This window comes from Kaistia sp. 32K (assembly GCF_016629525.1).
GTDB lineage: Bacteria > Pseudomonadota > Alphaproteobacteria > Rhizobiales > Kaistiaceae > Kaistia.
Map to the genome: position 1 here is coordinate 1,848,144 of NZ_AP024269.1, position 15,546 is coordinate 1,863,689.

The 15,546-nt window shown below is 67.3% G+C and carries 13 protein-coding genes; 6 read left to right on the top strand and 7 right to left on the bottom strand.

Translation table 11 applies throughout. From position 1 onward, the window contains the following. The first annotated feature begins 160 nt into the window (after window positions 1–160). Both K32_RS08275 and mgtE read left to right on the top strand, forming a co-directional pair. Window positions 161–586: an EamA family transporter gene (locus K32_RS08275; protein ID WP_201404412.1), complete on the top strand. Its 426-nt coding sequence runs from the start codon at window positions 161–163 to the stop codon at window positions 584–586. A gap of 320 nt (window positions 587–906) precedes the next feature. Beyond that, window positions 907–2,274 carry a magnesium transporter gene (gene mgtE / locus K32_RS08280; RefSeq protein WP_201403558.1) on the top strand — a complete coding sequence of 456 codons (1,368 nt, stop codon included), beginning with the start codon at window positions 907–909 and terminating at the stop codon, window positions 2,272–2,274. 217 nt (window positions 2,275–2,491) lie between these two features. Here mgtE and K32_RS08285 read toward each other — a convergent pair whose 3' ends face one another. Then, window positions 2,492–3,121 (bottom strand): DUF4893 domain-containing protein, encoded by a 630-nt coding sequence (locus tag K32_RS08285; protein WP_201403559.1) that lies wholly within the window; start codon window positions 3,119–3,121, stop codon window positions 2,492–2,494. 106 nt (window positions 3,122–3,227) lie between these two features. Between K32_RS08285 and prfB the strand changes: the two genes are divergently transcribed. Both prfB and K32_RS08295 read left to right on the top strand, forming a co-directional pair. Next, window positions 3,228–4,356 (top strand): peptide chain release factor 2 gene (prfB, locus tag K32_RS08290; protein ID WP_201403560.1). Its coding sequence is split into 2 segments (ribosomal slippage): window positions 3,228–3,296 and window positions 3,298–4,356, totalling 1,128 coding nucleotides; the frame shifts between segments, so codons are not numbered across the junction. Window positions 4,357–4,520: 164 nt separating this feature from the next. After that, entirely contained in the window at window positions 4,521–5,501 is a 981-nt protein-coding gene (locus K32_RS08295) for an SDR family oxidoreductase (protein ID WP_201403561.1), read from the top strand. Between the two features lie 32 nt (window positions 5,502–5,533). Here the strand turns inward: K32_RS08295 and K32_RS08300 are convergent, their stop codons facing one another. After that, on the bottom strand, window positions 5,534–6,103 hold the full coding sequence (locus K32_RS08300) for a cysteine hydrolase family protein (protein WP_201403562.1): 570 nt from the start codon (window positions 6,101–6,103) through the stop codon (window positions 5,534–5,536). Between the two features lie 100 nt (window positions 6,104–6,203). Between K32_RS08300 and K32_RS08305 the strand changes: the two genes are divergently transcribed. After that, window positions 6,204–7,178: a GlxA family transcriptional regulator gene (locus tag K32_RS08305; RefSeq protein ID WP_201403563.1), complete on the top strand. Its 975-nt coding sequence runs from the start codon at window positions 6,204–6,206 to the stop codon at window positions 7,176–7,178. A gap of 32 nt (window positions 7,179–7,210) precedes the next feature. Here K32_RS08305 and K32_RS08310 read toward each other — a convergent pair whose 3' ends face one another. The 5 genes from K32_RS08310 to K32_RS08330 all read right to left on the bottom strand — a co-directional run bounded on the left by K32_RS08310 (window position 7,211) and on the right by K32_RS08330 (window position 11,650). Continuing rightward, entirely contained in the window at window positions 7,211–7,960 is a 750-nt protein-coding gene (locus tag K32_RS08310; protein WP_201403564.1) for an SDR family oxidoreductase, read from the bottom strand. Window positions 7,961–8,073: 113 nt separating this feature from the next. Beyond that, the gene (locus tag K32_RS08315; protein ID WP_201403565.1) at window positions 8,074–8,679 is read right to left on the bottom strand and encodes a nucleotidyltransferase domain-containing protein; all 606 of its coding nucleotides are present in this window, start codon (window positions 8,677–8,679) and stop codon (window positions 8,074–8,076) included. 63 nt (window positions 8,680–8,742) lie between these two features. After that, window positions 8,743–10,215 carry a M23 family metallopeptidase gene (locus K32_RS08320; RefSeq protein WP_201403566.1) on the bottom strand — a complete coding sequence of 491 codons (1,473 nt, stop codon included), beginning with the start codon at window positions 10,213–10,215 and terminating at the stop codon, window positions 8,743–8,745. A gap of 134 nt (window positions 10,216–10,349) precedes the next feature. Further along, a complete protein-coding gene (locus K32_RS08325) occupies window positions 10,350–11,174 on the bottom strand; it encodes a ferritin-like domain-containing protein (RefSeq protein ID WP_201403567.1) in 825 nt (274 codons plus the stop codon). A gap of 8 nt (window positions 11,175–11,182) precedes the next feature. Beyond that, a complete protein-coding gene (locus K32_RS08330) occupies window positions 11,183–11,650 on the bottom strand; it encodes a peroxiredoxin (protein WP_201403568.1) in 468 nt (155 codons plus the stop codon). Between the two features lie 320 nt (window positions 11,651–11,970). On the opposite strand from K32_RS08330, the gene K32_RS08335 reads away from it, so the two are divergent. Further along, window positions 11,971–15,315: an AsmA-like C-terminal region-containing protein gene (locus tag K32_RS08335; RefSeq protein ID WP_244669971.1), complete on the top strand. Its 3,345-nt coding sequence runs from the start codon at window positions 11,971–11,973 to the stop codon at window positions 15,313–15,315. Window positions 15,316–15,546 lie beyond the last annotated feature (231 nt).

The window sequence follows — 15,546 nt, forward strand, 5'->3', positions numbered from 1 at the left end:
CTGAATGGATCCCGGGTCAAGCCCGGGATGACGGCGAGGGCGGCATCGGCGCCGTTGCCCGTCACTCTCCCGAAGTAAGCGGCTACCTGCACGCCGCATTGCGTCCCGCTCCGCCTTCTGCAACGCTTGCTTCCGGGCCGGGGATGCGGTGGTGCCGAACATGATGTCGTCGTGGTTCTTCTGGGCTCTGCTCTCCGCGGCCTTTGCCGCGCTCACCGCCATCTTCGCGAAGGTCGGCATCAGCGGCGTCAATTCGGACTTCGCCACCTTCATCCGCACCATCGTCATCCTACTGACGATCGCCTTCATCCTGACGGCGACGGGGAAGTGGCAACCCTTCGGGTCTGTCGCGCCGCGCAGCTATGTCTTCCTCGTGCTCTCGGGCTTCGCCACCGGCGCGTCCTGGCTCTGCTATTTTCGGGCGCTGAGCCTTGGGGACGCGGCGCGGGTGGCGCCGATCGACAAGCTGAGCGTCGTCCTCGTCGCCATTTTCGGCGTCGCCTTCCTCGGCGAAACGCTGTCGCCGCGCAATTGGCTGGGCGTGCTTCTGATCGCCTCCGGGGCGGTTCTGGTGGCGCTGCGCTGAGCCGCTGCGGGGGTCTTTCTTTACCGGCTAAGCCTCTGTCCGGCCTTCCCGATCGATTGGAGGGGTGGTCGCCGCGTTCTGCACGTCCCGATCGACCTGCGGCAAAAAATAAGCGCGTCGGAAAGAGCTTGACGCGGCGCTGCGAGTGGCGCACCTGACTACTTGTCAAGCCGGTGTCCGTTCGCGGGCCGGCCCCCACTGGAACCCCCAGCTTCATGTCGAGCGACAGTAGCAGTCGAATAAAGGCGCCGCCCAAGGCCGCGATGAACTGATCGCTAGATCGGCTCACTCGGTCTGCCGGCGGCCGATCGGAGTAAGCCATGGAAGATATCGTCCACGCTGACGAGGCGGCGCTGCGCGTCGAGGCATCCCGCCTTGACGACGAGCATGTCGCCGACGTCGTAGAACTTCTCAACCAACACGAACCCGAAGCGATCTCCGCCTTTCTGGCGGGGCTGTCGGACGAGCGCGTGATCGAGATTCTCGATCAGCCTGAATTCTATGAATCGGTCGAGGTGCTCTCGAACCTGCCGATCGAGCGGGCCGTCCGCATCCTGGGCGGCATGTCGGCCGACCGCGCCACCGACCTCTTGGCCGAGATCGACGAGCCGCTGCGCACGCAGCTGATCGGCCGGCTCGATCCCGAGACCCGCAGCGCCGTCAAGCGCCTCTCCGCTTTTCCCGAGGGCAGCGCCGGCAGCATCATGACGACCGAGTTCGTCAGCGTGCCGACGAGCTGGACCGTGGGCCAGACGCTGCAGCACATCCGCGCCGTCGAGAAGAGCCGGGAGACCATCTACACGATCTGCGTGCTTGATCCCGTGACGCATCAGCTCGTGCAGACGGTCTCGCTGCGCCGCCTGATCGCGGCCGAGCTCAACGCCGAGGTGCTGTCGGCCGCGCGGCATCGCCGCCCGATCACCGTCTCGCCGCAGACGGACCGCGAGGACGTCGCGCAGCTGTTCTCGAAATACGACCTGCTCGCCGTCCCGGTCGTGGACGAGCGTTTCCATGTCGTCGGCATCGTTACGGTGGACGACGTCATCGATACGATCTTCGCCGAGAATACGGAGGACGTGCAGAAGTTCGGCGGCATGGAGGCGCTCGACGAGCCCTACATGGACATCAGCTTCCTGACGATGATGAAGAAACGCGCCGGCTGGCTGTGCGCGCTGTTCATCGGCGAGATGCTGACGGCGACCGCCATGCAGCATTTCGAGACGGAGCTGGAGAAGGCGATCGTCCTGACGCTGTTCATCCCGCTGATCATGAGCTCCGGCGGCAATTCCGGCTCGCAGGCGACGTCGCTGATCATCCGCGCGCTGGCGCTCGGCGAAGTCAAGCTGAAGGACTGGTGGCGCGTCGCGCTGCGCGAGCTGCCGAGCGGCCTGTCGCTCGGCGCCATTCTCGGCACGCTCGGCGTCGTCCGCATTACCGCCTGGCAGCTGCTCGGTCTCTATGACTATGGCGAGCACTGGATGCTCGTCGCGGCGACCGTCGGCACCGGCCTTCTCGGCATCGTCACCTTCGGCTCGATGACCGGCTCGATGCTGCCCTTCATCCTGCAGCGGCTGAAATTCGACCCGGCCAGCGCCTCGGCCCCCTTCGTCGCGACGCTCGTCGACGTGACCGGACTGGTCATCTACTTCTCGGTCGCCCTCGTCATCCTGAGCGGCACGCTGCTGTAGAGGGAAGGGCATCCTTCAATGACCTCAACGCGTCCTGAACCCTCCCCTTGAGGGAGGGTCAAGACCGCCTTGGGGCGGTCTTGGGGAGGGGTTCTTCGTCGGACTTGCCGCGAGCTGAGCGAAGCGCCCCCTCCCGAAAACGCCAGGGCGTTTTCGACCTCCCCTCAAGGGGGAGGTTCAAGAAAGAAGGCCGGCCCCGCACGCCCCCTGCCGAACCTCACCGCTTCTTCAGCTCGATGATGTCGAACTTCGATTCGAATTTCGGCTCCGGCAGGTCGAGCCGGTAGCTCTTCGGGCCGGTCTTGTAGAAATAGCCAACCTGGTCGTTGTCGGCCTTGGCGCCGTAGCGGCGCGGCTTCTCGTTCGCGAAATGGTCGGCGCCGTAATAGATCAGCCGCTTGTCGCTCTCGTCGATGAAATGGCCGCTGAGGCGCTGCGATCCGCTCGTCTTGACGAGGCGATAGCCGAGATCGTCCTCGTCGATCCGGCAGGCGAACCAGTCATAGACGGTGAGGGGCAGGCCGCCGCCGAGCTTGATCGTGCGGCAATTGTAGCTGCCGCGAATGTCGACGCCGAGGATCGGCTGCGGCTGGATCGCGAACATCGCGTCGATCATCGACACGTCGCCCTGGCCGCCGCCGGCGCGGGCTTCCTTCAAGGCCTCCGCCCGCGTCGCCTCGTAGCGGTCGAGGCGGCCCTTGTCGGTCTTGGTCAGCGTCCGCGCCGCCATCGTGCCCTCGGCGAACGCGCTGCCCGAGACGAGCAGCAGCACCATGGCGGGCAGCAGGCGAAGGCTTCTCGGCAGCCGCGAAGTTCGCGGCTGAAAAGGCTTGGGAAGCGGCGTCATGGAGGTCTCCTCGGTTCGTCCGCTTGGTTTACATGGGAAGGGGGCATCACTATGTTGCCGCACCCGGCAGGGAAACCTGCCCGAACGAGAACTGGACGTCTATCCAATGCGAGCCGAGATCGAGACGATCGTCGACGAAATCAAGCAGGGCATAACCCTGCTGAGGAGGCATCTTTGACTGGGATCGTGCCCAGAGACGCCTGCTTGAACTGAACGCCCTCTCCGAGACGCAGAACTTCTGGGACGATCCCCAGAAGGCGCAGAAGCTGATGCGCGAGCGCCAGGGGCTCGAGGACGGCATCAACGCCGTCAAGACCAGCGAGCGCGAGCTTGCCGACAATATCGAGCTGATCGAGATGGGCGAGGCCGAAGGCGACGCCTCGATCATCGCCGATGCCGAGGCCGCGATCGTCGCGCTCAAGGGCGACATCCGCAAGCGCCAGGTCAATTCGATGCTGTCCGGCGAGGCCGACGGCAACGACACCTATGTCGAAGTCCATGCCGGCGCCGGCGGCACCGAGAGCCAGGACTGGGCCAACATCCTGCTGCGCATGTACACGCGCTGGGCGGAGAAGAGCGGCCGCAAGGTCGAGCTCCTGGAAGTCCACGACGGCGAAGAGGCGGGCATCAAGTCGGCCACCATCCTCGTCAAGGGCGAGCAGTCCTATGGCTGGCTGAAGACCGAATCGGGCGTGCACCGTCTCGTGCGCATCTCGCCCTATGACAGCGCCGCGCGCCGCCATACGAGCTTTGCCTCGATCTGGGTCTATCCGGTCGTCGACGATTCGATCGAGATCGAGATCAACGAGAGCGACTGCCGCATCGATACCTATCGCGCGCAGGGCGCCGGCGGCCAGCACATCAACACGACCGACTCGGCCGTGCGCATCACGCACATGCCGTCCGGCATCGTCGTGCAGTGCCAGAACGAGCGCTCGCAGCACAAGAACCGGGCCGCCGCCTGGGAGATGCTGCGCTCGCGCCTCTACGAGGCGGAGCTGGAGCGGCGCGAGGCGGCCGCGATGGCGACCGAATCGACCAAGAAGGACATCGGCTGGGGCCACCAGATCCGGTCCTACGTCATGCAGCCGTACCAGCTGGTGAAGGACCTGCGCACCGGTGTCGAAAGCACCAGCCCGCAGGACGTGCTGAACGGCGACCTGAACGAGTTCATGGAAGCCGCGCTGGCGCAGCGCCTCGGCGGCCCCGCCGTGGACGTCCAGGACATCGACTGATCAGACGTCGGCTGACGAATCGCGTCGATTGAAATCCGGAGGGCGGAGCCAGGCTCCGCCCTTTGTCGTTTGGTCTCGGCAATATCGTTCCGACGGGTTGCGTCCTCCGGGAATGCCTGCTTCGCTGGAGCGGTGATCCCTGCATTTCCGACAAAGGTTTTCAGATGGCGCTGAGCATTCTCTTCATCGGCGGTACCGGCCAGATCTCCTACCCATGCGTCGAACGCGCGGTGGCGCAGGGGCATGACGTCAGCGTCTTCAATCGCGGCAAAAGCGAGAGCGAACTGCCCCGCGGTGTCACGTCGATCATCGGCGAGCTGGCGGGGCCGGAATATGCCGATCTGGCCAAGGCCAATTATGACGTGGTGTGCCAGTTCATCGCCTTCACGCCGGATCAGGTGGCGCGGGACATCGAGATCTTCTCCGGCCATTGCGGCCAGTACATCTTCATCTCGTCAGCTTCGGTCTATGAAAAGCCGGCGCGCCACTATGTGATCACCGAGAAGACGCCGGCGATCAATCCGTACTGGCCCTACAGCCAGGCCAAGATCGCCTGCGAGAAATTGCTTGAGGCGGCGCAGGGCCTGAACTGGACCATCGTGCGCCCCAGCCATACCGTCCGTACCGGCCTGCCGATCATGATGGGCGACAGCGATATCATGGCGCGCCGCATGCTGGACGGTGAGCCCACGATCGTCGCCGGCGACGGCCATACGCCGTGGACGCTGACCCGGTCGGTCGATTTCGCCGTGCCGTTCGTCGGCCTGTTCGGCAACAAGGCGGCGCTGAACGATGTCTTCCACATCACCAATGACCGCGCCCATATCTGGGACGACATCCAGAAGGCGATCGCCCGCCTGCTCGGCGTCGAGGCCAAGATCGTGCATGTGCCGACCGATACGCTGGTCCGCTACAATCCGGAATGGATCGGCCCGCTGACCGGCGACAAGGCGTGGACGGCGATCTTCGACAATTCGAAGATCAAGAGCGTCGTGGGCGATTTTCACTGCGCCGAGAGCCTCGACGATATCCTGGCCGAGCCGATCCAGCACCTCAAGCAGCGCCTGGCGACGCAGCGTCCGCCGAAGGGCGAGTTCGATGCCCTGGTGGACCGGATCTGCCGGGAGCAGGCGGCGCTCGGCTAGGAACGTTTTCGAGCGAACGCCGCCGCATCCGGTCAGGCGACGGAGAGCGCCGGCTCGGCCGCGAGATGCTCGGCCGTGGCGATCACCCTGGCATAGGCGAGGGCGAGCGCCGCCATGTTGGCGGCGTGCACCTCGGCGGCCGGAATGACGCTTCCCTCGAACTCCAGGTCCCGCGTGGCGCAGGCGTCGTGGAGCACGGTGGTGCGATAGCCGAAATCGGAGGCCGCGCGCCCGGCGGCGGCGATGCACATGTGGCTCATCGCGCCGACGATGACGATTTCCTCGACGCCATGCTCCTCCAGCGTCGCCTTCAGCTCGGTGTCGCGAAACGCGTTGACGAAGTGCTTCATCACCACCGGCTCGCCCTCGGCCGGGCGGACGGCGTCGTGGATCTCCACGCCATGCGTGCCGGGCACGAGATAGGTCGCCCCCGGCGCCAGCGACTGGTGCTGCACATGGATGACCGTGTCGCCGCGCCGGCGCGCTGCCGCGAGGACGCGCGCGCCATTGGCGACCGCCGCGTCGGGGCCGACGAGCGGCAGGTTGCCGCCGGGAAAATAGTCGTTCTGGAAGTCGACGATGACGAGGGCCCGCTGGGTCATGTGAGGCTCCTGCTCCTGGGTTGACGATTGGGGCAGTATGCAGGCCGGCTTTCCCGCGCTAAATTGGCGAAATCGACAATCTGAGGTTCGATATCGACAAATGGCGACCGAACGGACGACCGAAATCGGCATGGTGCTCTACCCGGACGTCCAGATGGCGGCCGTGCTCGGCCTGACCGATCTGTTCGCGATGGCGAACCGGATGGCCCGTGGCCGCGACGGGGCGAAGTCCGGGACGATCCGCGTCTCGCACTGGCGGCAGAACGGGCCGGAGGGCGCGATCGGCCGTGTCTTCGACACCCTGCCGGAGCGGGTGGCGGGCGAGCCGGCGGCCCTCATCGCGGTTCCGAGCCTCGCCGGGCCGGTCGAGCCGGCCGACGCCGCGCCCTATGCGGCCTGGCTAAGCCGCTTCCACGCGGCGGGCGGCACGCTGGTCGCGGCCTGCGCCGGCGTGTTCCTGCTGGGCGAAACGGGGCTCCTCGCCGGCCGCACCGTCACCACGCACTGGGTGCTCGGCGAGCGCTTCCACCGCCGCTTTCCCGATGCGCGCCTCGATATCGACCGGCTGCTCGTCGACGAGGGCGATCTCGTCACCGCCGGCGGCATGATGGCGTGGACGGATCTCGGCCTTCGCCTCGTCGATCGCTATCTCGGTTCGGAGGTCATGCTCGACACGGCGCGGATGCTGCTGGTCGATCCGCCGGGTCGCGAGCAGCGCTATTACAGCACCTTCGTTCCCCGCCTCGACCATGGCGACAGGGCAGTGCTGCAGGCGCAGCATTGGCTGCACGGGCAGGGCGCCAAGGATGCCTCGCTGGAAAGCCTCGCCGCCCATGCCGGCCTCGAGGAGCGCACCTTCCTGCGCCGCTTCCGCAAGGCGACCGGCCGCACGGCGACCGAGTATCAGCAGGAGCTGAAGGTGAACAAGGCGCGCGAGCTCCTGCAGTTCAGCGCGCTTTCGGTGGACCAGATCGCCTTCGACGTCGGCTATGGCGACGCCGGCGCCTTCCGCAAGGTGTTCGCCCGCATCGTTGGCCTGTCGCCGGCGGAGTACCGCCGGCGATTTCACGCCTGAGGCGCCGGTTCGGCGCCTCAAACGGGCCGCGATTACTTCACCGCGGCATTGCCACCATCGGCATAGAGCGCCGATCCGGCCACGAAGCTCGACATCGGGCCGGCGAGAAAGAGCGCGGCCTGCGCGATCTCCTCCGGCTGCGCGATGCGCTTCAGGGCATGCAGGCCGGCGGCCCAGTCCTTCTGGGCCTGGTCGCCCGCCATCGCCGTATCGACGCCGCCCGGCAACAGCGCATTGGCGCGGATTCCCCGGCTCGCATAGTCGGCGGTGATGCCCTTCACCAGTCCCATCAGAGCCGCCTTGGCGGTGCCGTAGGCCGACATGCCGGGGATGCCGACGCTGGTGCCGACGAAGGTCGAGGTGAAGACGATCGATCCGCCGCCGCGTGCGAGCATGGCGGGGATCTGGTGCCGGCTGGCGAGGAAGGCGGAGGTCAGGTTCGCCGCCAGCGTCTCCTGCCAGTCGGCGACCGTCACCTCGGCGAGCGGCAGGATCGGGCCGACCATGCCGGCATTGTTGATCGCGATATCGAGGCCGCCGAAGCGCTCGGTGGCGGCAGCGACGAGCGCTTCATGCGTCACCTCGCGGCCGACGTCGCCGGCGACGGCGTGGGCCTTTCCGCCGCTTGCCTGGATGGTGGCCGCGACCGCGTCGAGCCCAGCCTGGCCGCGTGCGTTGAGCACGATGGCGGCGCCCTGCTCGGCGAGCAACAGGGCGACGGCGCGACCGATGCCGGCCGATGCGCCGGTGACGATGGCGACCTTGTCTTGCAGCATGGACATGAAGAACCTCCTTGAATGGGAGGTCGAGGGATAGGGGCGGTCCGAGACGGCGGCGATCCGATTGTTGCGGTCAAATCAACGGCAGCGGACGTAGGCCGGACAGATTGCCGAGGCTACAGCGCGTCGATCCAGGGATGGCCGGGATGCAGCGTCTGGAGACTAGCCTTCAGCCATGCGCGCTCGGCCGTCTCCAGCTTCGGCAGGGCTTTGGCGAAATCGAGCTCGTCCTTGCCGCGGACGTGCTTCGCCTTGAACAGCAGCACGGCGGCGGGCTTCAGATAGGGCAGGCCGTCCGCCGTCGTCGCGATCATCTCCGCGCGGCGGCGAACCAGTCGCGGATCGCGCCGGTAGACCCATTCGTCCGGCGTTCCCGGCTCGATCATCATGTCGACGCGCCAGCGCCGCTCCAGGGGATCCAGGCACCAGATCTGGAAGATCTCCGGGGCAGGGTCCGCGCCGTCCGGCAAGGGAGCGACGATGCCGCTGCCGGCGGTGAAGAATTGCATGCCGGCGAGCGCGTGGCGAAACGCATCGAGATCGTCGCGCAGGACGGCGAACTCGAGGTCCTCGTGCTCGCGCGTCTCTCGGCCATGCCAGAGATCGAGCGCCCAGCCGCCGACGACGTGCCAGGGCCTGCCGATGCCGCGCAGGCGCTGGCCGAGCTCGGCCGGATGCCAGGCGGTCCAGGCGTCATCGTCGGGAATGGCGGAGGTGGTCATGGAATTCGTGGCTGCTGGGGCCACGCGCCGGAGCGGCGCGCGGGTATTCGGATCGTCAGACGGTCAGATCCAGTCGCTGATTTCCTGGCCGGCGCGGAGATATTCCATCGGGTCGATCGCCTGGCCGTTGATGCGGATCTCGTAGTGCAGATGCGGGCCCGTCGAGCGTCCGGTGGAGCCGACATTGCCGATGCGGCGGCCGGCGACGACCTTCTCGCCAACCTTGACGGCGATCTGGCTCAGATGGCCGTAGCGGGTCACGACGCCATTGCCATGGTCGACGTCGACCATGTTGCCGTAGCCGCCATTGTAGCTGGCAGCGATCACCGTGCCGTCCGCGACCACTTTGGCCGGAAGGCCGGTGGGGGCGCGGAAATCGATGCCGGTATGCATGGCGAGGCGGCCGAGGAACGGATCCTTGCGCGTGCCGAAGCGGCTCGAGATATCGGCCGTGCCGATCGGCCGCTTCAGCGGCAGCGCCTGCGCGATCGAGCGCAGCTTGGCGAAGCGGTCGAACTCGTCGGCGAGCGAGGCGACCTCGCTCTTGAAGTCGATATCGCCGGCCGAGACCGGGACGAACGGGCCGCCGACGTCCTGGTCGCGGCCCTGGTTGCGACCCTTGGGCACGGGCCGGCCGAGACGCTTCAGCACGGTCTCGATCTTGCGGGTGCGGGTCGACATCTTGCCGGCCATCGCCAGCACGACGGCGTCCTGGTCGGCCTGCATGGCGTCGAGCTGTCGGGCAAGCGGAGCGAGGCGGGGATCGGGCGGCATCGGCGCCGGGCCGGCTCCGACCTTCTGGCCCTTGCCGGGCGAGCGCAGGCCCATGTCGGCGAATTGCGCGACCGGCTTGGCGACGGTCGGGGAGATCGAGCCGGTCACGTCGGGGCCGTTGGACTTGCCGCGGCCCTTGGTGCTGCGCGCCTTGGCAGAGCCGGGTGCCGGAACATCGAGCCCGGCGCGGCGCGCCGCCTCGCTGAGCTTGGTCAGCGCCGCCTGTCTGAGCTCCAGTTCCTTCTGCCGGTTGAGCAGGTCGCGGACCTTCTGGTCGACGCCGGCATTTTCCTTCGAGCGGACCGCGTTCAGCTGGTCGATCTCTTTGGTCAGGCTGTCGATCGTGCCGCGCAGCGAGGCGATCTCGCCCTCATAGATGGCGCTCGCCTCGACTTCGCGGGCCTCGCGCACGTTCTGGCTGGCGAGGATCGCGGTCTGGCGCGCGGCTTCCGCGTTCAGGAGATCGTCGCGGTAGACCAGATAGGCGGTCGCGCCGAAATAGAGCGTGGACAGCACGAGCAGGCAGGCGCCGCCGAGCGCGAGCGTCCGCGGACGGAGATGGATCGTGCGCACGCCTTCGCGATGGGCGATGGCGATCTGCGTCTTCGCAAGCTTTGGCGGCTTCGTGGGTTTGGGCTGCTTCGCCTGTTTCGGGAGCGAATTGCGGCCAGCGCGACGCGGCTCCGGCAGCGGGGGCTCGGGCAGGTGGTGGACCAGATCCACGCGAAGAGGATGATGGGGTTCCGGGTAGGCACTCGGCATTGACGTTCCAACCATGGCGACGGTTGTCTGTGGCCGAGGACACGACCGCTTCGCCACGATTAAAATCGGTTAGGGTTAAGGCTTGGTTGACGGAGGGCGTCCCGAGGCCCGCCGTCCCCAGCAAGACCCGGGGCTCAGCCGTTGGCGCGGGGCGCCAGCGGGCGGTAGAAGCCGGGCGTCATGCCGGCCTCGGAGCGGGCGGCGTCGTTGAAGGGCGGCTTCAGGGGCCCGCGGAAATGCTTGATCACCAGCTGCCGGAAGGTCGGCTCGGGCGGCAGGCGGTGGCGATCGCACATGAATCGGAACCACTTGGCGCCGAAGGCGACGTGGCGCTTTTCGTCGCGGTAGATGATCGAGAGGATGTTGGCGCTCGCCGCGTCGCCGACCTCGTTCATCTTGTCGATCAGCGGCGGCGTGACGTCGAGGCCGCGCGCTTCCAGCACCAGCGGGAGAATCGCCAGCCGCGCCGTCAGGTCGTGGCCGGTCTCCTGCGTCGCCTGCCAGAGCCCGTCATGCGCCGGCAGGTCGCCATAGGCGGCGCCGAGCTCCTTGAGCCGGTCGGCGAGCAGCGCGTAGTGCTTAGCTTCCTCCAGCCCGACCTGCACCCAATTGTCGAAGAACGAGCGGGGCAGCGGCACGCGGACGAATCGGCCGACCAGGTCCCAGGTCAGGTCGACGGCGTTGAGCTCGATATGGGCGAGCGAATGGATCATCGAGATGCGGCCATGCTCGGAATGAACCGAGCGCTTCGGCAGCTCGCGCGGCGGCACCAGGATCGGCCGGTCGGGCCGGCCCGGCCTGTCCGGCATGGCGCCGTCGAGCGTGCCGGCCGAAAGCGACAGGCGCCGGCCGAACCAGGCCTTGGCGGTGGCGAAGGCGAGCTCGACCTTCTCGTCGAGATCGCGCGTGGCGACGATGCGCGCCGAGGCGGCGGCGAGGCTGCGGAGGTCGGACGACATCGGTGCGTTCACAGGCTCCGCGCGGCGGCGAGGACTTCCTCGACATGGCCGGAGACCTTGACCTTCTCCCAGACGCGGGCGATCCGGCCCTCGGCGTCGATGAGATAGGTCGTGCGCACGATGCCCATGAAGGTGCGTCCGTACATCTGCTTCTCGGCCCAGATGCCATAGGCCTCCAGCATCGTCTTCTCCTCGTCGGAGGCGAGGGGGATCGTCAGATCGTGCTTCTTCTTGAAGCGATCATGCGATTTGACGGAATCGGCCGAAATCCCGACCACCTTTGTGCCAGCGGCCTCGAAGGCGGCGGCCTGGGCCGAAAAGTCGATCGCTTCCAAGGTACAGCCGGCGGTGTTGTCCTTGGGATAGAAATAGAGGACGACCTTATGTCCGCGGAGGTCGGCCAGACTGATTCTGCCGCCGCCATCTGTGGGCAGGTCGAAATCGGGAGCAGGGGAGCCTTGGGGCAGGGCGGGCATGCGCCTTCCTTTCGTCGCACTTCTCTGGCGTGACAAGCAGAATTGACGGGGATTTTGCAAGAGGGGCTTGGATCTGTTCGCGATTCCGGTTGTGATCGCGGACAGGAGGCTGGCGGATATTCGCACCGGCTCCCGACACCAGGGTTTACGCCGCTCCCGAGCCCGGGCGCGGCAGGCAAGGGATTTGAGGCCTGACCATTCGCCTGGACGAGTTCCCATCGGCGCGCGCGCATCGGCCTCGCCGTGATCGTCCGCCGAAGAAGCGGGGCGGCTGGCCAAGGCTGCTGCTGCGGCTGCTCGGGGCTATCCTGCTGGCGGTGATGATCGTCGTCGGCATGCTGGCCGCGATCGTCTTCACGGGTCCAGTCGAGTTCGATGTCGTCCGCGAGCGGGTCATCGCCACGCTGTCGTCGCGGCTCGGGCCGGATTATGGCGTCAAGGTCGGGCGCACAACCATCGATGTCGATCCCGTTCTCGGCCTCGTCGTCGAGGTCGACGAGGTGTCGATCCGGGATCGTGACGATGCCGTCGTCGGGCGCGTGCCGGCGGCGCGGCTGGCGATCGATCCGCTGTCGCTGCTCCGCCTGCGCCTCGACGTCCGGACGATCGAGATCTCGGATGCCGACATCTCGCTGGTGCGCAGCCGGGCCGGCCGGGTCTATCTCGGCACGCCGAACACCATCCATCGCGCCGAGCGCGCCCAGACCGACGCCGCGCCGGCGCAGTCGCCCGCGCCGGCCGAGCCCGTCGCGGCGGAGCCACCGGGCGAAATCGACGGCGGCTTCCCCGACCTCATCACGGCGCTGCGCACGCTGAACGGCGCGCTCGACCCGGCGATCGAGCTCGCGCTCGACCGCGGTTTCGAGCGCCTGTCGATCGACGCCTCGACCATCCAGGTCTGGGATGCGAGCCGCCTGCAGCAGCGCACGTTCGGGCACACCGACATCGCGCTCACCGTCGACGCCGAAACCGGGACCGTGAAGGCGAATTTCGACACCTCCGGCTATGCCGGCCGGTGGGGGATCATCGCCGAGCGGACCGTGGACGACACCACCGGCGCCCGCATGCTGTCGCTGGTCTTCTCGCAGCTGTCGCTCGCCGACATCAATCCGGATCTCGGCCGGCCGGACAGCCAGCTGCAATCGGACGTGCCGCTGTTCGGTCGCGCGACGGTCCGCCTGAACGAGAAGGGCGAGGTCGAGAACGCCGCTGTCCGCCTCGATCTCGGCGCCGGCAACATCGTCTCCGGCATCGGCAAGGACACCGTGCTGCTCGACGAGGCGACGATCCGGCTGCGCTGGGACGTCCCGCGCCGGACCATCGTCGTCGAGCCGTCCTCGCTCTTCTTCGGCGATACCCGCATGGTGGTGGCCGGCGAGGTCAAGCCGCTCAGCGACAAGCCGGACGGCCGCTACAGCTTCAACCTCGAGAGCCGCAACGCGATGCTGTTCGCGAGCGACGCCAACGCGCCGCCGATCATCGCCGACCGCATCGCCATCGTCGGCACCGCCGACATCCCGGCGCGGCGGCTCGACTTCACCGATGCGGCGATCAACACCCAGGGCGGATCGATCGCCGCCGCCGGCTCGCTCGGCTTCGACGGGGCGACGCCCTCGCTCGCCATGGCGGCTTCGTTCTCGCCGATGGCGATCTCGACGCTGAAGCAGATGTGGCCGCCTTTCCTCGCCGGCGGCGCGCGCAAATGGGTGTACGAGCACGTCCATGGCGGCACGCTCGAGGCGGGGCGTTTCGAGGCGGCGGTGCCGGCCGGCGTGCTCTGGACCGGCGAGCGCGTCATCCTGCCGGAAGACAACATGCGCCTCGATATGCGGCTGGAGGATGTCTCCTTCACCACAATCGGCAACATTCCGTCGATCACCGGCGCCAGCGGCAACGCCGTGCTCGCCGGATCGACCTTCGGCGTCGACATGGAGAAGGGCCTCATCACGGCGCCGTCCGGCAAGACGCTGGACGTGACGGTCGGCGCCTTCGCGATCTCCAACACGGCGCAGCGTTTCCCCGAAGGCCATATCGAGCTGCAGCTCGAGGGCGATGTCGGCGCCATGGCCGAAATCGCCGACAGCGAGCCGATCCTCGCCATGCAGCGCCGCTCGATCGACCCGGCGACGCTTTCGGGCCGGGGGCAGGCCAGCATTTCGGTCAAGCTGCCGCTGAAGCCGGGCCTGACGCCCTCCGAGGTCGACTGGCGCGTCGGGCTGACGACGTCGGGCTTCGCCAGCGCGACGCCGATCGAGGGCAAGACGATCAAGAACGGCGCGCTGTCGATGGTCGCGACCCCGGCCGAGGTCTCGATCCACGGCAAGGCAACCATCAACGGCGTGCAGGCGTCGATCGACCTGGCGCAGCCGCTCGGCGACGCGGACGGCGACGGCGACGGCGACGAGGGCCGGCGCAAGATCACGCTGAGCCTCGACGCCCAGGCGCGCAAGCAACTCGGCATCGGCCTCGACGACGTCATCGGCGGCACGGTCGGCGCCACGGTCTCCGACCTCGGCGACGGAGCCAAGGGCCAGCATTACGAGCTCGATCTCAAGCAGGCGCGGCTGGTGCTGCAATCGGTCGGCTGGTCCAAGGGCATCGGCGTTCCGGCCAAGCTGAGCTTCGACCTGAAACCGACCAAGAACGGCTTCGCCGTCGACAACATGGTCGCGACCGGCGACGGCTTCGGCTTCCGCGGCAAGGCGGTGCTCGACGCCAAATACGGCCTCATCTCGGCCGAGCTCGAAAACCTGGCGCTCCGCAAGGGCGACAAGCTTTCCGTCAGCCTGAGCCGCAAGGGCAACGGCTATTCGATCGTCGCGCGCGGCCCGTCCTTCGACGTGCGCGGCCTGATCGCGCAGTACAAGGCGGCCGCCGCCGGTCCGAACGAGAACGCCGCCGACATCTCGGTCGACGCCAAGGTCGGCACGCTGATCGGCTTCAACCAGGCGACGCTTTCCGACGCCGCCCTGGTGGTGCAGTCGCGCGGCGGCACCGTCCGCAAGGCGACGGTGGAAGGCGTGCTCGATAGCGGCGGCATCTCGTTGAGCTATGCCGACAGCGGCGACCAGGCGGAGCTCCGCGTCAATTCCGGCGACGCCGGCAGCGTCTTCCGCTTCATCGACATCTATAGCCGCATCACCGGCGGACGACTGACCATGACCGGCCGGCGCGTCGGCGCGACGGGGCCGTTTTCCGGCATCTTCGACGTGCTCAATTTCCGCATCGTCGGCGAGCCGTCCATGGCACGCCTCGTCTCGGCGACGAACGGCAGCGGTCCGGCGGCGACGCGCACCGGCGTCGATCCCAACAACGTGCCGTTCGATCGCATGCGGCTCGACTACACCAAGCGCGGCTCCATCGTCGTGATCGATGACGCCATCCTGCGCGGCGCAACCGTCGGTGCAACCTTTAATGGTACGCTCGACCTCGCCAGGCAGACCGTGTCGCTTGCCGGCACCTACCTGCCGGCCTACGCCTTCAATAATTTGTTCGGCAAGCTTCCTATCATCGGGCTCGCGCTCGGCGGCGGCAGCCAGGGCGGCCTGATCGGCGTGACCTTCAAGGTCGAGGGCAAGCTCAACGCGCCGAGCCTGATGATCAACCCGCTCTCGGCGATCACGCCCGGAATCTTCCGGAAAATCTTCGAATTCCCCGTCAACTGACGGGCTCGGGACGACGTAGCGTCCTTGGGGCAGGGGCGGGCGGACACGCCTGCGATCGCGGCCGCGTCGGCATTCGAGCGGAGCGTTTCCGATCGAAACAATTCCGAATTAATATTGATCCCTTAATATCCTGAACGTAGAGTTGCAGCAGCACATCGTAGGGCACGGTGCGTGTCGGCCGATTCCCGCCCGGGGATGCCGACGGTGCTGTAACTGAGTTTTGGGGGCAGA